The sequence below is a fragment of the Pseudonocardia endophytica genome (assembly GCF_004339565.1).
Classification (GTDB): Bacteria; Actinomycetota; Actinomycetes; order Mycobacteriales; family Pseudonocardiaceae; genus Pseudonocardia; species Pseudonocardia endophytica.
On sequence record NZ_SMFZ01000001.1, the window covers coordinates 734662 to 753717 of the forward strand.

15 protein-coding genes and 1 riboswitch are annotated in these 19056 nt (G+C 72.4%); of the genes, 6 read left to right on the plus strand and 9 right to left on the minus strand.

The window, feature by feature from the left end:
• Window positions 1-50: 50 nt before the first annotated feature.
• From EV378_RS02975 to EV378_RS02985, 3 genes are read right to left on the minus strand one after another with little or no spacing between them, the layout of a single operon-like run.
• Window positions 51-344: a hypothetical protein gene (locus EV378_RS02975; RefSeq protein WP_132421210.1), complete on the minus strand. Its 294-nt coding sequence runs from the start codon at window positions 342-344 to the stop codon at window positions 51-53.
• Window positions 345-358: 14 nt separating this feature from the next.
• Entirely contained in the window at window positions 359-1825 is a 1467-nt protein-coding gene (locus EV378_RS02980) for a hypothetical protein (protein WP_132421211.1), read from the minus strand.
• Between the two features lie 41 nt (window positions 1826-1866).
• On the minus strand, window positions 1867-2673 hold the full coding sequence (locus tag EV378_RS02985) for a nitrilase-related carbon-nitrogen hydrolase (RefSeq protein WP_132421212.1): 807 nt from the start codon (window positions 2671-2673) through the stop codon (window positions 1867-1869).
• A 187-nt stretch (window positions 2674-2860) separates the two neighbouring features.
• On the opposite strand from EV378_RS02985, the gene EV378_RS02990 reads away from it, so the two are divergent.
• The gene (locus EV378_RS02990) at window positions 2861-3313 is read left to right on the plus strand and encodes a MarR family winged helix-turn-helix transcriptional regulator (RefSeq protein WP_165922119.1); all 453 of its coding nucleotides are present in this window, start codon (window positions 2861-2863) and stop codon (window positions 3311-3313) included.
• A 12-nt stretch (window positions 3314-3325) separates the two neighbouring features.
• On the opposite strand, the gene EV378_RS02995 is transcribed toward EV378_RS02990, so the two are convergent.
• Window positions 3326-4420, minus strand: a complete 1095-nt coding sequence (locus EV378_RS02995; RefSeq protein ID WP_132421214.1) for a substrate-binding domain-containing protein — start codon at window positions 4418-4420, stop codon at window positions 3326-3328.
• A gap of 220 nt (window positions 4421-4640) precedes the next feature.
• Between EV378_RS02995 and EV378_RS03000 the strand changes: the two genes are divergently transcribed.
• From EV378_RS03000 to EV378_RS03015, 4 genes are all read left to right on the plus strand, one after another.
• Window positions 4641-5678, plus strand: a complete 1038-nt coding sequence (locus tag EV378_RS03000) for an aliphatic amidase (protein ID WP_132421215.1) — start codon at window positions 4641-4643, stop codon at window positions 5676-5678.
• A gap of 8 nt (window positions 5679-5686) precedes the next feature.
• Complete coding sequence (locus tag EV378_RS03005; RefSeq protein ID WP_165922120.1) at window positions 5687-6784, plus strand: AAA family ATPase; 1098 nt, start codon at window positions 5687-5689, stop codon at window positions 6782-6784.
• A 27-nt stretch (window positions 6785-6811) separates the two neighbouring features.
• Window positions 6812-8887, plus strand: coding sequence for a thioredoxin domain-containing protein (locus EV378_RS03010; protein WP_132421217.1), 2076 nt, complete (start codon window positions 6812-6814; stop codon window positions 8885-8887).
• A 178-nt stretch (window positions 8888-9065) separates the two neighbouring features.
• Window positions 9066-10109, plus strand: a complete 1044-nt coding sequence (locus EV378_RS03015; RefSeq protein WP_243653237.1) for an esterase-like activity of phytase family protein — start codon at window positions 9066-9068, stop codon at window positions 10107-10109.
• A gap of 76 nt (window positions 10110-10185) precedes the next feature.
• On the opposite strand, the gene cobN is transcribed toward EV378_RS03015, so the two are convergent.
• The 5 genes from cobN to EV378_RS03040 form a co-directional block, all read right to left on the minus strand.
• Window positions 10186-13839, minus strand: coding sequence for a cobaltochelatase subunit CobN (gene cobN / locus EV378_RS03020; RefSeq protein WP_132421218.1), 3654 nt, complete (start codon window positions 13837-13839; stop codon window positions 10186-10188).
• A gap of 108 nt (window positions 13840-13947) precedes the next feature.
• Window positions 13948-14018, minus strand: a riboswitch (cobalamin riboswitch).
• A gap of 77 nt (window positions 14019-14095) precedes the next feature.
• Window positions 14096-15418, minus strand: coding sequence for an MFS transporter (locus EV378_RS03025; protein WP_132421219.1), 1323 nt, complete (start codon window positions 15416-15418; stop codon window positions 14096-14098).
• Between the two features lie 50 nt (window positions 15419-15468).
• Window positions 15469-16002, minus strand: a complete 534-nt coding sequence (locus EV378_RS03030) for a 3-isopropylmalate dehydratase small subunit (protein WP_132421220.1) — start codon at window positions 16000-16002, stop codon at window positions 15469-15471.
• Window positions 15999-17267, minus strand: a complete 1269-nt coding sequence (locus EV378_RS03035; protein ID WP_132421221.1) for an aconitase family protein — start codon at window positions 17265-17267, stop codon at window positions 15999-16001. The genes EV378_RS03030 and EV378_RS03035 overlap by 4 nt, the downstream gene beginning before the upstream one ends.
• Window position 17268: 1 nt before the next feature.
• On the minus strand, window positions 17269-18123 hold the full coding sequence (locus EV378_RS03040; protein ID WP_207908558.1) for an isocitrate lyase/PEP mutase family protein: 855 nt from the start codon (window positions 18121-18123) through the stop codon (window positions 17269-17271).
• A gap of 132 nt (window positions 18124-18255) precedes the next feature.
• Here EV378_RS03040 and EV378_RS03045 point away from each other — a divergent pair, with 132 nt between their 5' ends.
• Window positions 18256-19053 carry an IclR family transcriptional regulator gene (locus tag EV378_RS03045; protein WP_243653238.1) on the plus strand — a complete coding sequence of 266 codons (798 nt, stop codon included), beginning with the start codon at window positions 18256-18258 and terminating at the stop codon, window positions 19051-19053.
• Window positions 19054-19056: the final 3 nt, after the last annotated feature.

The following is a 19056-nucleotide window of genomic DNA, read 5'->3' on the forward strand; positions in this document are numbered from 1 at the left end:
ATCGCCGCACGTCCGTCGGTGCCGTTGACGCGCGTGGTTCCCGGACGGGATCAGTCCAGGTAGCCGAGGTCCTTCAGAACGGTCGCCGCGGTGGTCGGGCGTTCGTCGGCGATGTAGGTGCGGTAGTGATCGACGACGTCGCCGTAGTTGCGGGTCATCTTCCCCTCGTCCAGCAGCGTCATCGCCTTCTCGAGGTACGCCCGGGTGAGCTTGTCGCTCCACAGCCGGTGCGAGACGTAGATGTACTCGTCGTCCGCCCCGGTGACCTGCAGGGTGCGGGCCCCCGGCATGGACGGCAGCTCGGCCCCGTTCTCGTAGCGCCGACGAATCTCGGCCCACTCCATGTCCGGCCCCTCCCTCAGACGGCCGGCGCGGTGCTCTCCGGCACCGCCACCAGGTTCTCGACCTCGCCACGGATGGCGGCGTGCGGGACGACCACCCAGCACGCACACCCCCAGATGCACTCCCCGCCCATGCCGTCGAAGCGGATCGACGGCTCGCAGAGCATGACCCCGAGGTCGAGCAGCCAGGCGTGCAGCAGCAGCTTCTCCTCCCAGTCGTCGATGCCGTCGTAACGCTCCCGGGACGGGAGGAACAGCTCGAGGTCGAGCTTGGAGGCGCGCGGGAGCACGACGCTGACGAAGTCGGCGCCCGCCTTGGTCTCCACGACGGGCTCGACCCGGGTGGTGGCGACGTCGGAGATCGCCGCGGCGACCGCCGTCCCGGCGGCCGTCGCGTCCTTGCCCGTCCCGAAGACCCGTGCCTCCGCGTACTCCGTGCCGAAGCCCTTGGTGAGCCCCAGACCTGTCGCCAGTGAACCGGCGTCGTCGAGCGACCTGGTGGTCAGCACGTTCACCCAGCGGTCGCTCTGCTCCCCGCGGATCGCGGGATGCCACTGGTCGCCTGGCACCGCGAGCCAGTTCAGTGCCTTGAGCGTCTCGTAGAGGTCCGTGCCGCCGTCGGCGGCGATGAACGAGGCGAGCCCGGGGACCGGGTCCCCGTCACCGGGGGGAACGGCGAAGAACCCGCCGGTGAACGGGTTCTTGTAGAGATCGCCCCACACGGCCATGACGCCGTTGTTCTTCTCGGTGTCGATCATGCAGTCGAGCTCGTTGATCACGGGGAAGAACGAGGCGTCCGGCTCCGTCGGCAGCAGGCCCATCCCGATCACCCACGGCCGCCGGCCCAGCTTGATCGACGACAGGTGCCGGGCGATCTCCACGACGATGCCGCTGCCGACCGGGTCGGCCATCGAGAACGCCACGACCACCAGTGGTGTCCGCTCCGAGGACAGGACACCGTCGGCGAACGCGGTGAGCGCACCGGTGATCTCGCCGTCCTGGTAGTACTCGATGCCGTAGACGGCCTTGGCCATCGCCCGCGACATCTCCCGACCCGACGAGGGGATCGCCAGGTCGCTCGGCAGCCACGGCTCGTAGTTCGGGTTCCAGTAGTAGCGCGGGTACTCCATCTTCAGGAACTCGCGGTACCGGTTGAGCCCCGTGGACAGCGTCTCGCGACTCGGGATCGGCAGCTCGACCGCCGCGACCGGACCGCCGGCCACGCCCGACGCGGTGCCGGGCCCGATGTCGACGGCGAGGGCGGTGAACCCGTTCGCGGTGACCGCCTCGTCCCCGGACAGCTGTCGGATGAGCTGGGCGCCGCTCGGGCCGAGGCCCAGCACGTGCACGGAGAACGGTCCCTCGTGCTCTCCGGCGTGGTGGACCTTCTCCCCGCTCAGCGCCTCGATGCGGGACAGCGCCGTCTCCGATCCGTGGCCGTGACCATGGCCGTGATCGTGATCGTGATCGTGATCGGTCGACATGAGTGATGGATCTCCGTTTCAGCGAGTCGAGCAGTGTGCGGTCAGCGCGAGGGATGTCGAAGGCGGCGCAGGGCGGTGTGCAGGTCGACGCCGGAACGGTTCCGTCGTCGGCGAGCGCTGCGGAGCGCGCCGGGGTGGAGGTCGGCCACGGCCAGCTCGCACTCCTCCTCCTCGCACGAGGCGAGGACCTGGCCGTCGAACCCGGCGATCAGGGACCAGCCCGCCCAGCGGTGCCCGCGGACGGTTCCGCAGGCGTTCGCGGTGGCGACGAAGCACGACTGGGTCCACGCGAGTGCACGTGTCGGGCGTTGGACGGCCGACGGGCCAGGGGTCGGGTCGACCCGGAGGGCCACGACGAGCTCCGCCCCGCGCAGCCCGGGGTCGCTCACCAGGGCGCCGGCGGACCCGACGAACGCCAACGCCGTCCGGAGCCCCCCTGGACCGTCGACGATCCGTGGTTCGCGCGTCCCGCCGGGGACGCCGGTGTGCCGGCTGACCACGTGGCCGTCCCGGTCGAACAGCGCCATCGACGGAACCGGGCCGCCGGTGCGGACCGCCGCCCAGACCCTGGCCCTCCGGCAGGCGGCACCGATGATCTCCAGGTGGTCCGGGCCGCCGTGCCATGGCCCGTGTCCGGACAGAACCAGCAGGTCGAGGCCCGGCTCGCCGGCCGTGATGCCGGTGATCAAGGCTTCCGACTGGAGCCAGGACCGGCGGACGTCGGTCCTGGATGCGGCGAGCTCGAGGGGTTGGTTGAGCACTGCCACCCGGACGGCAGGCGGATCGTCGCCCGCGTCCGGGTCGTCCGGGGCGCGGGGGCTGTCGCGCTCGAGTGTCGTCGTCCGCATCTCCACCACCTGAGCTCGTCGCTGTGGCCTCGGAGGCACAACATACGGGAACACTGTCGGATGGCAATAGAGTCATCGTAAAATATTCGCGGATGACAGGCTGTAGGGCAAAGGGCTTACGATGCCGGGTGTGAACAGGCGGCCGACCAGGTCGCCCGCTGAGCGTCTTGGGGGACGACAGATGGCGGTGACCGCGAGCGAAGGCGCCGGGCCACTCAATCGCGTGCTGGCCCAGGCGGAACGACAGGTGGCCCGCCAGCTGGAGCCGGTGCTGGCGGAGGACCAGCTGACGGTCGACCGGTGGCGGGTGCTGGACCTGCTCGCCGACGGCGAGGGCCATGCGATGTTCGCCGTCGCCACGGCGATCGCGGTCCCCGGGCCGTCGCTGACCAAGATCGTGGACCGGCTCGTGGACGCCGCCCTGGTCTACCGGCTCGTCGACGACAGGGACCGGCGGCGGGTGCTCGCGTTCGCCTCGTCGCACGGGCTCGAGACCCATGCCCGACTGGCCCCCCGGGTCGCGGCCGTCGAGAACGCGATACTCGAGACGCTCGGCGCGGACGCCGACATGCTCCGGCAGCTGCTCGGCCAGCTCACCGGCGTCCAGGACCTCCAGCCGAGCGTCGAGCCCGTGGCCTAGCGGACGGCCCGGTCAGATCCCGCTGTTGATCTCGTGCAGCACGTCGAACTCCAGCCCGTCGGCGCGGGCCATGTAGATGCGCTGCTGCAGGTGGCGGTCCTGCACCCGCACGGCTCCGCGCGGCCCCTCGTAGGTCAGCGACTCGGAGGCCCGCACCAGTGACCCGACCTCCATGCTGCCGGCCGCCGCCGCGAGCCTCTCGAGCAGCGTGATCCCCTCGTAGCAGGACTCCCCGGGCGACGTGATCGCCGGGGCGCTCTGCCCCAGATGAGCCTGGTAGCGACGTCCGTAGTCGAGGCTGTAGGCGTCGCCGAGGGTCTCGAAGAACCCGGCCGCCGAGTACAGCTCGTGGGTGTTCGCCGCTCCCGTGGCGAACAGCATGTTCTCGTCCATCAGCGGGCTCAGCCGCACGCAGCGTTCGTGCAGGCACATCTCGGTGAACGCACGGTTGAAGCGCACGGCGTCCGAGCCGAGCAGGAACATGAGCACGCCGTGCGGTCGTGCGTGCTCGATCCGCCGCAGCACGCCCCCGAAGTCCTCGGTGCCGAGCTCGACGAACACCTCGTCGGCGATCTCGGCGTCGACCTGATCGGCGAACTCGCGCGCCGAGCGGGCCGACTCCCGTGGCCACACGTAGTCGCTCCCGAGGACGAACCAGCGGCGGACCCCCATCTCCGTCGACATCCACCGCATCGCCGGCAGGAGCTGGGTGACCGGCGTCTCCCCGGTCAGGAACACCCCCGGGGCGTGCTCGCCGCCCTCGTACACCGCGGTGTAGAGGTAGGGCACCCGGCCGGCCACCCGCGCCGCGATCTCCTCGCGAACCGCGGACGTGTGCCAGCCGGCGATGCCGGTGACGTCGCCCGCCCGGACCATGCGGTCGACCTCGGACGCCACCTGACGTGGTGGCGCGCCACCGTCCACGAGGTGGAGCTGCACCTCCCGGCCGAGGATGCCGCCACCGTTGTTGATCTCGCTGACCGCGAGTCGGGCACTGGCCTCGCACGACGGCCCGTAGATGCCGGACGGTCCGCTCTGCGGCACGACCAGCGCGATGTTGATGTCGCCGCTGCGACAGCCCTGGAGAAGGGCGTTCGGGACGCTCATACGTCCTCCCTGCGAATCCGGCGCTGGAGTCGCGAGTCTGCACCCTCGGTGTTACCGGCAGGTTGTCCGTGGATGCGCCGTCCGAGGGAATCTCAGCGTACTTGCCGATCTGGCGGCGGTGTAGTACTTCTTCTGGGAACATCTTCATCTGGAATAGATTCAGATACTACCGTCCCGCAGCCAGCCGCCGACGCGCTGGCCCGTCCAGGAGGTAATCGTCGTGCGCCACGGAGACATCTCGTCGAGCCCGGACACGGTCGGCGTCGCCGTCGTCAACTACAAGATGCCGCGCCTGCACACGAAGGCCGAGGTACTCGACAACGCTCGGGCGATCGCCGAGATGGTGGTCGGGATGAAGACCGGACTGCCCGGCATGGACCTGGTCGTGTTCCCCGAGTACTCGACCATGGGGATCATGTACGACCAGGACGAGATGTACGCGACGGCCGCCACCGTCCCCGGCGAGGAGACCGAGATCTTCTCCGACGCGTGTCGCCGGGCCCGCACCTGGGGCGTCTTCTCGATCACCGGTGAGCGGCACGAGGACCACCCGAACAAGCCGCCCTACAACACCCTGGTGCTGATCAACTCCGACGGCGACGTCGTGCAGAAGTACCGCAAGGTGCTGCCGTGGACGCCGATCGAGGGCTGGTACCCGGGCGAGACGACCTACGTCACCGACGGCCCGAAGGGCCTGAAGATCTCGCTGATCATCTGCGACGACGGCAACTACCCCGAGATCTGGCGCGACTGCGCGATGAAGGGCGCCGAGCTCGTCGTGCGGCCGCAGGGCTACATGTACCCGGCCAAGGATCAGCAGGTTCTGATGGCCAAGGCCATGGCCTGGGCGAACAACTGCTATGTCGCCGTCGCCAACGCCAGCGGCTTCGACGGCGTCTACTCCTACTTCGGGCACTCGGCGATCATCGGGTTCGACGGGCGCAGCCTGGGCGAGTGCGGCGAGGAGGAGAACGGCATCCAGTACGCCCAGCTGTCGCTGTCGACGATCCGCGACGCCCGCGCCAACGACCAGTCCCAGAACCACCTGTTCAAGCTCCTGCACCGCGGCTACACCGGCGTGCACGCCGCCGGCGACGGGGACAAGGGCGTCGCCGACTGCCCGTTCGACTTCTACAAGCTGTGGGTCACCGACGCGCAGAAGGCGGCCGAGGCCGTCGAGTCGATCACCCGTACCACGATCGGCGTGGCCGACTGCCCGGTCGGGGACCTCCCGTACGAGCGGACCAGGCAGGCCTGACGGTCGACGTGCCCTTCCTCAGCGACCGCTTCCACGAACAGAACGGATCGGCGCCGGCCCCGCCCACGACGACGAACCGGACCGGGACGTTCGACGCCGCGGCCGCCGTCCGCGCCGTCGAGGACCGGGTGCGCGGCCAGCCGGACGCGATCGAGGCGCTCCACCGGGCCCTCGTCGTCGCCCAGGCGGGTTTCGGTGACCGCGAGCGGCCGCTCGCGTCGCTGCTGCTGGTCGGCCCCACCGGGGTCGGGAAGACCGAGGTGGTGCGCCGGCTGGCCGCGACGCTGCGGTCCGGGCCGGACGACCTGTGCCGGGTCGACATGGGTCAACTCGCCCAGGAGCACTACGCAGCGGCGATCTCCGGGTCGCCACCCGGCTACGCGGGAAGCCGCGAGGAGTCCACGGTGCTCGACCGGTCCCGGATCGAGGGCACCCCGCTGACCCCGGGGATCGTCCTGTTCGACGAGGTCGAGAAGGCCCACTCGGTGGTCCTGCGAGCGCTCCTCGCCGCGCTCGACCGCGGGGTCCTGCAGCCCGCCAACGGAGGGCGCCCGTTCTCCTTCCGCAACACCCTGGTGTTCCTCACGTCCAACCTCGGGTCCGGGACGGTGGCCCGGCAACGGTCGGCCGCCTGGCGGCGAGCGCTGGACCGGACCGCGTCCGTGCCCGGCGTCCGCGCGGCGGCGGGGAACGCGGTGCGAGCGCTGGCCCGGCGGGACTCCGGGGCCGTCGACCGTGCGGTGCGGGACTTCTTCGATCCCGAGTTCCTCAACCGGCTCGACGAGGTCGTGCACTTCGCGGAGATCACCGCCGACGTCGCACGCGAGATCGTCGAGCTACGCCTCGGCGACGTCGCGGAGCGCCTCGCACGACGTGACGTGTCGCTGGAGGTCGACCCGGACGTCGTCGACCACCTCGCCCGGACCGGCCTCGACCCGGCACACGGGGCGCGGAGCCTGAGCCGGCTGGTGCACCGCGAGGTCGTCGCCCCCGCGGCGGTCGCGCTCGTGCACGCGCGTGGCACGTCGGACGCCCCGCCGGCACTACGGGTACGGCTGGACCGGAACGGGCATCCCGCCGTCACGGTCGCCGCGGCGCGACCGTAGCCGACGTCGCACCGGAAGGGGCCATCGATGCCGAACCGTCTCGCGCGGGCGACGAGCCCGTACCTGCTGCAGCACGCCGGTAATCCGGTGGAGTGGTGGGAGTGGTCGCCGGAGGCGTTCGCCGAGGCGCGGCGCCGGGATGTGCCGGTGTTGTTGTCCGTGGGGTACGCGGCCTGTCACTGGTGTCACGTGATGGCGCACGAGTCGTTCGAGGACCCGGCGACCGCGGGGCAGATCAACGCGGAGTTCGTGGCGGTGAAGGTGGACCGGGAGGAACGCCCGGACGTCGATGCCGTCTACATGGCCGCGACCCAGGCGATGACCGGTCGGGGCGGCTGGCCGATGACGTGTTTCCTGACCCCGGCCGGCGAGCCGTTCCAGTGCGGCACCTACTACCCGCCGCGGCCGCGGCCGGGGATGCCGTCGTTGCGGCAGCTGATGGACGCCGTCACGCAGGCCTGGACCGGTGACGGGGACCGGGTGCGCGAGGGCGCGGCCCGGATCGCCCGGCAGCTGGCCGAGCGGGCGGCGGCGACCCCGGAACCGGACGCCGTGAACGCCGCGCGCCTGGACGAGGCGGTGCGGGTGCTGGGCGGGGAGTTCGACCCGGACCACGGCGGGTTCGGTGGTGCGCCGAAGTTCCCGCCGTCGATGGTGTGCGAGTTCCTGTTGCGCCACCACGAGCGCACCGGCTCGCCGCACGCGCTGCAGATGGTGACCCGGACCTGCGAGGCGATGGCCCGCGGCGGGATGCACGACCAGCTCGCGGGCGGGTTCGCCCGCTACGGTGTGGACGCGGCGTGGGCGGTGCCGCACTTCGAGAAGATGCTCTACGACAACGCGCTGCTGCTGCGGGTCTACGCGCACCTGGCCCGCCGCACCGGGTCACCGCTCGCGCGCCGGGTCGCCGAGTCGACGGCCGAGTTCCTGCTGCGTGACCTGCGCACGCCCGAGGGCGGGTTCGCCTCGGCGCTGGACGCCGACACCGACGGTGTCGAGGGGCTGACCTACGTCTGGACGCCCGCGCAGCTGGCCGAGGTGCTCGGCCAGCACGACGGCGCGTGGGCGGCCGAGCTGCTCGTCGTGACCGGGCGGGGCACGTTCGAGCACGGCACCTCGACGCTGCAGCTGCCCCACGACCCGCACGACCCGGCACGCTGGGAACGGGTCCGCGCCGCCCTGCTCGACGCCCGCGCCACGCGCCCGCAACCCGCCCGCGACGACAAGGTCGTCACCGCCTGGAACGCGATGGCCGTCCTCGCGCTCGCCGAAGCCGGCCCGGCGCTCGGACACCCGCACTGGGTCACCGCGGCCGAACGGACCGCGCGGCTACTCACCGACCGGCACGTCGTCGACGGGCGGCTGCGACGCTCCTCGCGCGGCGGCGTCGTCGGGGCACCACAGGCGGTGCTCGACGACCACGCCCTGCTCGCCGAGGCACTGCTCGCGCTGCACCAGGCGACCGGCTCCCCGCAGTGGCTGCACCAGGCCCGCCCGCTGCTGGACACGACCCTGGAACGCTTCGCCGACCCCGCACGGCCCGGCATCTTCCGCGACACCCCACACGGCGAGGACGGCCCCGACGACGGCGGCAGCGACGGCGAGCTGCCGCACCGGCCCCGTGAGCTCACCGACAACGCCACCCCCGCCGGCTCGTCGTCACTGACCAACGCGCTGCTCACCGCCTCGGCACTGGTCGGGCCCGAGGACTCGGCCCGCTACCGGCAGGCCGCCGAACAGGCACTGGCAACCATCGGCGCGCTCGTGCCCCGCGCACCCCGCTTCCTCGGACACTGGCTCTCGGCCGCCGAGGCAATGGCCACCGGCCCGGTCCAGGTCGCCGTCGTCGGCGACGGCCCGGACGCCGACGCACTGGTGAACCGCGCACGCACGGAGGCGACCGGCGGGACCGTCGTCGTCGCCGGACCGCCCGAGGCCGCCGCGTCGGTACCCCTGCTGGCCGGCCGCGACCTCGTCGACGGCCACGCCGCCGCCTACGTCTGCCACGGCTTCGTCTGCGACCGGCCGGTCACCAGCACCGACGAGCTCGCCGCCCTGCTGGACGGGAGGGCCGTGCGGCACTCCGCGCCCGGGTCGACCTGAACGGGTCGACCCGCGGCGCGCCGTGACCGTGCTCGCGAGGACGGCCGCCTCCTCCCCCGGCCGACCGCCTGCCGGGCCGTCCCCGCCGCCGAGGCGTCACCGCCAAGCCGTCACCCACCCCCCGCGCGGCCCCGCCCGCCGGTCCCACGCCGCCCTGCCCGGCGCCTACGGTCGGCCCGTGCGCCGTCCGATCATGGTCCTGGTCCTCGTGGCCGTCGCGGCGTCCGGCGCCGGGTGCGCGGACGCCCCTCCGCCCGCATCCCCGGCGCCCGCCGCCTCCGGCCCGGTCCCGTGCTCGCCGTCGGTCGACCTCGACGGCTTCTCGGACACGCTCGAGACGGCGGCGATCGACGGCCGGCCGGTGGCGAACCTGTCCGCGCTCGCCGCCCGGCCGGACGGCACCGTGCTCGCGCTGTCCGATCGGTCGGTGCTGTTCACCCTCGACGCGGCGGCCGGGCGGCCGCTGGCGGCGCGACCGCTCGCCGGCCGCGACGGCGGGCCGCTCGACTCCGAGGCGCTCGTCGTCGACACCGACCGGACGCTGCTCGTCACGTCCGAGACCGGACCGTCGGTCGGCCGCCACACGCCGGACGGCCGGTGGCTGGAGGACCTGCCGGTCCCGGCTCCGCTGCGGGTCGCGCCCGCCGGGCGTGCCACCGGGAACCAGACGTTCGAGGGCCTGGCCCTGCAGCCGGACGGCCGCACGCTCGTCGCGTCGATGGAGGGGCCGCTGGCCGGCGACGACCCCGGCCTGGTCCGGCTCGCGACGTGGACCCGGGAACGGCCGGGCGCACCGTTCGTCCCGTCCGCGCAGTACGCACTGCGTCCGGACCCCGGGCTCGGCGTCTCCGACCTCGTCGCGACCGGCGACGGGCGGCTGCTCGTCCTCGAGCGCGGCTTCGCCCCCGGTGCCGGGAGCACCGTCCATCTGGCCGTCGCCGATCCGGCCGGGGCTCCCGACGTCGCCGGCGTCGACCGGCTCCCGGCGGACTCCCCCACCGTGCGCACGACGACGCTCGCGAACGTCGGCGACTGCCCCTCGCTCGGCGCGATCACCCACCAGCCGCAGGCGAACCCGTTGCTCGACAACATCGAGGGCATGACGATCACCGGCCGGACGCCGGACGGCGCGTGGACGCTCCTGCTGGTCAGTGACGACAACGAGAACGCGAACCAGGTCACCCGCACCTACCGCCTGACCGCCCGGCTCGGCCCCCGGTGAGGCCGGGTCGGCACCCGGCCCACCTGGAAAGGTGCGGCCCCGTCCGCGCAGGACACAGCGACGTCGACGTGGCTGGTCAACGGTCCTCGAGATCGCCCTCGGTCTCCAGGTACGCCTGCCGGAGGGCGTCCAACGTGGACTGTTCCGGGGACTCCCATAGTCCGCGGTCGACGGCTTCCAGCAGCCGCTCGGCCATGCCGTGCAGCGCCCACGGGTTCGAGTCGGACAGGAACTTGCGGTTGTCCGGGTCCAGCACGTAGCTCTCGGTCAGCGTCTCGTACTGCCAGTCCGCGATCACGCCGGTCGTGGCGTCCCAGCCGAACAGGTAGTCGACGGTCGCCGCCATCTCGAACGCGCCCTTGTAGCCGTGCCGGCGCATCGCCGAGATCCAGCGCGGGTTGACGACGCGGGCGCGGAACACCCGGGCCGTCTCCTCGTGCAGCGTGCGGGTACGGACGGACTCGGGTCGCGTCGAGTCCCCGACGTACGCGGCGGGGGCGGAGCCGGTCAGCGCGCGGACCGTGGCGACCATACCGCCGTGGTACTGGTAGTAGTCGTCGGAGTCCGCGATGTCGTGCTCGCGCGTGTCGATGTTCTTGGCCGCCACGGCGATCCGGCGGTACGCGCCCTCCATGTCCTCGCGGGCGGGAACGCCGTCGAGGCCGCGGCCGTAGGCGTACCCGCCCCAGGTCGTGTAGACCTCGGCGAGGTCGGCGTCGCCGCGCCAGTCCCGGGAGTCGACGAGCTGCAGGAGCCCCGCCCCGTACGTACCGGGCTTCGAGCCGAAGATCCGGGTGCGGGCCCGACGGTCGTCGCCGTGGCGCTCCCGGTCGGCGTCGACGTGCCCGCGGACGAAGTTCTGCTCCGGCGTCTCGTCCAGTTCGGACACGAGCTTCACCGCGTCGTCGAGCAGCGCCAGGACGTGCGGGAACGCGTCCCGGAAGAAGCCGGAGATGCGCACGGTGACGTCGACGCGTGGGCGGCCGAGCTCGTCGAGGTCGATCACCTCGAGGTCGCGCACGCGGCGCGACGCGTCGTCCCACACCGGACGCACACCGAGCAGCGCGAACACCTCGGCGACGTCGTCACCGGACGTGCGCATGGCGCTCGTGCCCCACACCGACAGGCCGACGCTCCTCGGGTACGAGCCGTGGTCGGCCCGGTAGCGCTCGACCAGCGACTCGGCCATCGCCCAGCCGGTCTCCCAGGCCAGTTTCGACGGCACCGCCTTCGGGTCGACGGAGTAGAAGTTCCGCCCGGTCGGCAGCACGTTGACCAGTCCGCGCAGCGGCGAGCCGGACGGCCCGGCCGGGATGAACCCGCCGTCGAGGGCATGCAGCACACGGTCCAGCTCGTGCGCGGTGGCGTCGAGCCGGGGCACCACCTCCTCGGCCGCGAACCGCAGCACCCGCTCGACGACCGCCGGGTCCACCGCCCCACTCTCCGAACGAACGGCACCTTCGGGCAGTCCGGTTGCCCGAACGGCACCGTCGTTCGGGAGGGCGGGGAGGTGCTCGGCGACCACGCGGGGTGCGGCGGACGGGTCCCATCCCGCCTGCTCCATGCCGGCGACCAGTGCGCGGGCCAGGTGCTCCACCTCGTCGGTCCGGGCGCCGGTCTCGCTGCCGTCCTCGGTCAGGCCGAGTGCCTGGCGCAGGCCAGGGACGGACTGCTCCCCGCCCCACATCTGGCGCGCCCGGAGCACGGCCAGCACCAGGTCGACGCGCTGCTCACCGGCGGGCGCCTGCGCGAGCACATGCAGCCCGTCGCGGATCTGCACGTCCTTGATCTCGCACAGCCAGCCGTCGACGTTCATCAGCATGTCGTCGAAGACGTCCTCGTCAGGGCGCTCGTCGAGGCCGAGGTCGTGGTCCATCTTCGCCGCGGTCATCAGCGTCCAGATCTGCTGGCGGACGGCGGGCAGCTTGGCCGGGTCGAGCGCCGAGATGTTGGCGTGCTCGTCGAGCAGCTGCTCCAGGCGGGCGATGTCGCCGTAGCTCTCGGCGCGGGCCATCGGCGGGATCAGGTGGTCGACGAGCGTGGCGTGCGCCCGGCGCTTGGCCTGCGTGCCCTCGCCCGGGTCGTTGACCAGGAACGGGTAGATCAGCGGCAGGTCGCCGAGCGTCGCGTCGGTGCCGCAGGAGGCGGACATGCCGAGTGTCTTGCCGGGCAGCCACTCCAGGTTGCCGTGCTTTCCGATGTGGACGATCGCGTGCGCACCGAACCCGCCGTCGGCCTCCGGCGCGGCCAGCCACCGGTAGGCGGCCAGGTAGTGGTGCGACGGCGGCAGGTCCGGATCGTGGTAGATCGCCACCGGGTTCTCGCCGAAGCCGCGCGGCGGCTGGACGATCAACGTCACGTTCCCGCTGCGCAGCGCCGCGACGACGATGTCGCCGTCGTCGACGTACTGCTCGCCCGGTGCGGCGCCCCAGTGCTCCTCGACGCCGGAGCGGAAGTCGTCGGGCAGCGTCTCGAACCACCGGCGGTAGGCCGCGCCGGAGATGCGGATCGGGTTGCCGGACAGCTGGGTCTCGGACAGCCAGTCCGGGTCCTGCCCACCGGCCTCGATCAGCGCGTGCATCAGCGCGTCGCCGTCCCCGGCCTCGACGCCGGGGAAGTCACCGGTGTCGTAGCCCGCGGCAGCCATCGTGCACAACAGCGCGACGGCGGACGCCGGCGTGTCCAGCCCGACGGCGTTCCCGATCCGGGCGTGCTTCGTCGGGTAGGCCGACAGCATCAGCACGATCTTCTTGTCCGCGTTGGGAACCCGGCGGAGCTGGGCGTGCTTCGTCGCGATCCCGGCGACCCGCGACGCCCGCTCGAGGTCCGGGACGTAGACCGACAGGCCGTCGTCGTCGACCTCCTTGAACGAGAACGGCACCGTGATCAGCCGGCCGTCGAACTCCGGGACGGCGACCTGGGTGGCGACGTCCAACGGGGACAGACCGTCGTCGTTGGACTCCCAGGTCGCGCGGGAGCCGGTCAGGCACAGGCCCTGCAGGATCGGCACGTCGAGCGCGGCCAGCTCGGCGACGTCCCACTCCTCGTCCTCGCCGCCGGCCTGCGCGGACGCCGGCTTCGTGCCACCCGCGGCGAGCACGGTGACGACCATCGCGTCGGCCTGCCGCAGCTCGGTGAGCAGCTCGTCCGGTGCCTGTCGCAGCGAGGCGCACCAGATCGGGAGCGGGCGCGCGCCCTTCTCCACGATCGCGTCACAGAGTGCGGTGATGTAGCGGGTGTTCCCGGCCAGGTACTGGGCCCGGTAGAACAGCACCGCGACGGTCGGGCCGTCGTTCTCCGGCATCGGGTGGGCGAGCACACCCCACTCCGGCAGCTCGACCGGCGGGGAGAACCCCTCCCCGGTGAGCAGCACGGTGTCGGACAGGAACCGGTGCAGCTGCGCCAGGTTCTCGGTACCGCCCTGGGCGAGGTAGGTGTGCGCCTCGGCGGCGATGCCCGCGGTCGTCGAGGACAGCTCCATCATCTCGGCGTCCGGCGCCATCTCCCCGCCCAGGCAGACGAGCGGGGTGGCGTGTGCCCGGAGCAGGTCCAGGCCCTCCTCGAAGTACCGGTACCCGCCGAGCACCCGGACGACGACGACGTCCGCCTCGTCCGCCATCGCGCCCAGGTCGCCCGTCGGGACGCGATTCGGGTTGGCGAGACGCCAGTCGGCGCCGGAGGCCCGTGCCGAGAGCAGATCGGTGTCCGACGTGGACAGGAGCAGGATCACCGGACAGTCCCGGTACGCGCGCGCGACATCGCTGGACCTTCCTCGGGATCCTCGTCCCGGGTGGAGGCGGCCCGCGAACCGGGCGGTCCACGGGTCGGGCGGGCGGTGCAGTGTCTGGCTGCCCGGGGGAACCCCGGGTCACAGTGGCGGGACCGCGCCGGACTCGCACCGGCTTCCTGCGCCCCACCCGCCGTATGGAGATGTCCTGCCACTGTCCGCAACCGCCCGTCGCCCCGTCAAGCTCGGGGCAGCCGCGTCACACCGGAAGCCGGTCGCGCCCGGTCTCCCGCAGGGTCAGCACGGTGACGACGCCGACCAGCGCCACGCCGAACACCCAGAACGCCGGCGACATCGCGTTGCCGGTGCTCTGCACGAGCTGCGCGGACACGTACGGGGCGGTGCCGCCCGCGACGATCGTGCCGATGTTGAAGCCGAGCGCGACGCCGGTGTACCGGATCCGGCGCGGGAACAGCTCCGTGAACTGGGGGAACGCCGGAACCTGCGCGAGCCCGTTGACCGCCATGTAGACGACGTAGACCAGCGTCACCACGAGGATGCTCGACGTCGCCCCGAGCAGCGCGAACGCCGGCCACGCGATCAGCAGGTAGAGCACGTACGCGGACAGCAGCACCGGACGTCGTCCGAACCGGTCGGTGAGCATGCCCGCCAGCGGGTAGGTGGCGCACGCGATCGCGATGCCGATCGCCGACGCCCAGTACACGGACTGCTTGTCGAAGCCCTCGGTCTGGATCAGGTAGGTGCTGAAGTAGGTGAGCCCGACGTACCCGGTGCCGTTCATGGCGATCGCGATGCCGACGACCCGCAGCACGGCGCCCGGCCGCTCGCGCACGACGCTGAGCAGGGGGCTGCGGACGACCTCGTTGCGCTGCGCCATCGACTCGAACTCGGCCGTGTCCTCCAGCTTCACCCGCACCCACAGGCAGACCAGCGCCAGCGGCACGGCGATCAGGAACGGGATCCGCCAGCCCCACGACGACATCTGCTCGGCCGTCGTGAACGCGGTGACGAGGCCGACGACCGCCGCGGCGACGGAGAAGCCGAGCGTCGAGCCGACGGGGGTGAGCGAGCCGTAGAAGCCCCGCTTCCCGGCCGGCGCCGACTCCGCGACGTAGGTCGCGGCGCCACCGATCTCGCCGCCCGCGGAGAAGCCCTGCGCGAGCCGGACCAGCACCAGCAGGAGCGGAGCCAGCCAGCCGGCCGTCGAGAAGTCCGGGAGCAGGCCGAGCAGGCCGGAGAAGGCGCCCATCGTGACGACCGTGACGACGAGCGCGCGCTTGCGGCCCCGCCGGTCACCGAGCCGTCCGAAGAACCAGCCGCCGAGCGGGCGCATGACGTAGGCCGACCCGAACACGGCGAGCGTGAGCAGGATCGACACGCCGGGCTCGTCGCTGGGGAAGAACAGCGGCCCGAGCGTGACGGCGAGGAACGCGTAGACGCTGAAGTCGTAGTACTCGATCAGCGTCCCGACACCGCCGGCGATCGCGGCACGGCGGGCGGAGAGGGTGGAGACCGGGGCGGCCGCGGTGTCGGTGCCGGGCGGCGAGGTCGTCTCGGACACGGATGCTCCTGATCAGCGGTGATCGGTGTGGTGGGGAGTGCCGGGGGGTATTACGACGTGCGGGCGTGCTCGGCGAGCAGCAGCTTCAACGAGCCGCCCGCCTCGAGCACGCGGGTGACGCGCTCGCTGGGTGGGGTGCCGCGCAGCGTCCGGCCGTCGTCGAGCGTGACCTCGGCGGCGCGCCAGTCGAGGCGCAGGCCGTCTCCGGACGCGACGGCGGACGTGATGCCTCCGACGGCGATCAGTGGCATGCCGTTGTACGTCTCGCCCCGCCAGAACCCGGGCGAGAACGACTCGGCGAGCACCGCGGCGATGCCGAGGTCGCGCAGCGCCACCATGGGCGGGTAGTGCGGGTGGCCGTAGCCGAAGTTCCGGCCGCCGACGATCACGTCGCCGGGGCGGACGCGGTCGGCGAAGCCGGGGTCGTAGGCCTGCATGACCTTGCTGCGCAGGAACTCCGCGTCGTAGGACTTGATGTTCTCGACGCCGATCACGAGATCGATGTCGAAGTCGTCGCCGAACACCCACGCGACCCGGCCGGTGATCACGTCCGGGGGCGGCGGGTAGTCGCGGGCGGCGCTCATCGGCCGGTCACCTCCCCCGCGGCGGTGATCGTGCCGGCCACGGCGCTGGCCGCGACGGTCGACGCGGATCCCATGTAGATGTTGGCGGCCGTGCTGCCCATCCGCCCGGAGATGTTGAGCACTCCCGTGGAGATGCAGTTCTCGTCGGGCTGCAACGGCTTCTGGTAGCCGAAGCAGAAGTCGCAGCTCGACCGCGCGATCTGCGCGCCGGCCGTGCGCAGGACGTCGAGCAGTCCCTCCTGCTCGGCCTGCCGGTGCACAGCGTCCGAGGTCGGGACGACGTTGAGCTCGACGCCAGGGGCGACCCGGCGCCCGTCGAGCACCAGGGCGGCCGCCCGGATGTCCTCGATCCGCCCGGAGGCGCAGGACCCGATGAACGCCTTCGTGACGGCCGTACCGTCCAGGTCGGTGGCGGCGCGGGTGTTCGCCGAGCGGGCCGACCCCGGCAGGACGACCTGCGGGACGATCTCGGCGAGGTCGTAGTGGTGGACTGCGCGGTACTCGGCGTCCGGGTCGGGCGACTGCGCGACGAAGCCGTCGCCGCCCACGTGGCGTGCGTGCCCGATCGAGGTGTCGTCCGGCTCGAACACGGCCGAGACGGCACCGGTGAACATCGCCATCCCGCACAGACCCTGCCGGTGGTCGATCGACATCGACCGCGCGCCGGGACCGCCGAACTCCATCACCTGGTGGGCGCAGCCGTCGGCGCCGTGGTCGCCGATGATCCGGTGCACCAGGTCGCGGCTGTCGACGCCCTGCCGGAACTCGCCGGTCAACTCGAACCGGGTGCTGGCCGGCACGTCGAGGTAGATCTCGCCGGACACCCACGCCTCGAGCAGGTCCCGTCGCACCCCCCAGCCCAGGGCGCCGAACGCGCCCGCGCCGGAGATGTGCCCGTCGAAGTGGATGAGGAAGTTTCCGGGTTGCGCGTAGCCCAGCTCGGCCATCACCTGGTGCCCGATCCCGCGGGCCTCGTGCAGCGCGATCCGGTAGAACTCGCACCAGTCCCGGGTGACCTGGTGGACCTCCTGCTCGCGGTCGTCGCCGCGGGTCAGCATGTGGTCGATGAACACGACGTAGCGCTCCGGCTCGGTGAGCTCACGGATGCCGAAGTCGTCGTGCATCTGCCGGAACATCACGTCGGTGTAGCCGGGGAAGTCGTAGGCGATCATGTAGTCCGGACGGACCGGCAGGTTGTCCCCCGCCCGCACCGAGTCGACGCCCGCCGCCCTGGCGAGGATCTTCTCCGCGACCGTCGCGCCCACGTCAGCCCACCGCCGCGGGCAGGTAGGCGTGCTGCTGGCGCTCGATCTCGTCCATCCCGATCATGTCGACGAACGCGTGGTGGTCCATGCCGTCGGCGCTGACCGACGCGGGCGGCTCACCGGCGGCCAGGCGCTGCAGGCAGCCCTGCGCAGCGCCGGACACGGCCATCAGGAGCTGGGTCGGCAGCAGCGCGATCCGGACGCCGATCTGATCCATGACCTCGGGCGTGAACTCGCGCTCGGTCCACGCGGACGCCGTCAGCGTCGCCATCAGCGGGACGCCCGCCACCTCGCGGCACTTCGCCCACTCGTCGACCGTGGAGAACGTCTTCGTGACCGGCATGATCATGTCGGCGCCCGCGCCCACGTAGGCCTCGGCCCGTCGGAGCGCGTCGTCGCCCTTCGCGTCGGTGCGCGCGATGACGATCATGTCGCCGGCCGCGTCCTTCACGGCGCGAACCTTGCCCGCCGCCTCGACCTCGTCGACGAGGTCGACCTCGGCACCGGGGATCAGCGGGCAGCGCTTCGGGGAGCGCTGGTCCTCCATGAACACGGCGGCCACCCCTGCGTCGGCGAACCGGCGCGCGGTGCGGGCGGCGTTGATCGCGTTGCCGTAGCCGGTGTCGATGTCGGCGATCACCGGCAGCGTGCTGGCCTCCCGCACGGTGCGGACGGCCTGCAGGTTCTCCGACATCGTGTACAGCTCCGCGTCCGGGTAGCCGAGCGCGGCGGAGATCGCGAAGCCGGACGCGCACAGCGCGCCGAATCCGGCCTGCTCGGCCAGCCGTGCGGTCAGTCCGTCCCAGACCCCGGGCGCCCGGACCAGCCCCGCGGAGATCATCTCGTGCAGTCCCACCGGCTCTCCTCGTCGTATATCGTTATGCGAAACGCGTTCCGAAAATGTGACGGTCGAGGAGGCGGTGTGTCAAGACGTCGGGTGCGTCCGGTCGTTAGCCTGGCCCGGCACGAGGCGACGAATGAGGTGACCGTGGGCGGTGCGTCCCCCGTCGAGGACACCGACGGGACGAGCCGGGAGACCGTCGGGTCGGTGCTGCGCGCGTGCCGGCTGCTGGAGCAGTTCGGCGCCGACCGGCCGGTGATCACGCTGGCCGAGCTGACCGCGGCGAGCGGGCTGAACAAGCCGACCGTGCACCGCCTGATGACGTCGTTCGTCGAGGCCGGCTGGGTGCACCGGGACGGGGCGGGCGCCTACCGGATCCGGATGCCGGTGTTCGCCGTCGGCGCCGCGGCACTGGCCGAGTTCGACCTGCGCACCGAGGCCCGCCCGGCGCTGGAGGACCTCGCAGCCCGCTTCGGCGACACCGCGTTCCTGATGGTGCCCGCGGACGCCGGTGCGGTCTGCATCGACCGCGTCGAGGGCGGGAAACCCCTGGTGGTGGCCGGGATCGGGATCGGGACCGTGCTCCCCTATCACGCGGCCGCCGCGCCGGTGGTCATGGCGGCGTTCGATCCGGCCGTCCGGCAGCGCGTGCTGGCAGGCGACCTGGAGGCGTTCACCGAGGCCACCCACGTCGACCGGGCGGAGCTCGCCGCGCATCTCGACGAGGTGCGCGCCACCGGGATCGCGTTCAGCCGCGACGACTACCTCGGGGGCGTGTCCGCCGTCGCCGCCGCCGTGCTCGGGCGCGACGGCGCGCTGGAGGCCACGATCAGCCTCGGCGGGCGCAGCGAGGACTTCACCGGCGCGGAGGGCGACCAGCGCGCCGCGGCGGTGGCCGAGGCCGCGAGGCTGCTCAGCACGACGGTCGGGACGCGACCGGCCTGAGCC

Bases quoted from the DNA above. Each gene is read 5' to 3' on its own strand.
- EV378_RS02975 (WP_132421210.1), bottom strand. From the start codon at position 344: ATGGAGTGGGCCGAGATTCGTCGGCGCTACGAGAACGGGGCCGAGCTG.
- EV378_RS02980 (WP_132421211.1), bottom strand. From the start codon at position 1,825: ATGTCGACCGATCACGATCACGATCACGATCACGGCCATGGTCACGGC.
- EV378_RS02985 (WP_132421212.1), bottom strand. From the start codon at position 2,673: ATGCGGACGACGACACTCGAGCGCGACAGCCCCCGCGCCCCGGACGAC.
- EV378_RS02995 (WP_132421214.1), bottom strand. From the start codon at position 4,420: ATGAGCGTCCCGAACGCCCTTCTCCAGGGCTGTCGCAGCGGCGACATC.
- EV378_RS03010 (WP_132421217.1), top strand. From the start codon at position 6,812: ATGCCGAACCGTCTCGCGCGGGCGACGAGCCCGTACCTGCTGCAGCAC.
- EV378_RS03030 (WP_132421220.1), bottom strand. From the start codon at position 16,002: ATGAGCGCCGCCCGCGACTACCCGCCGCCCCCGGACGTGATCACCGGC.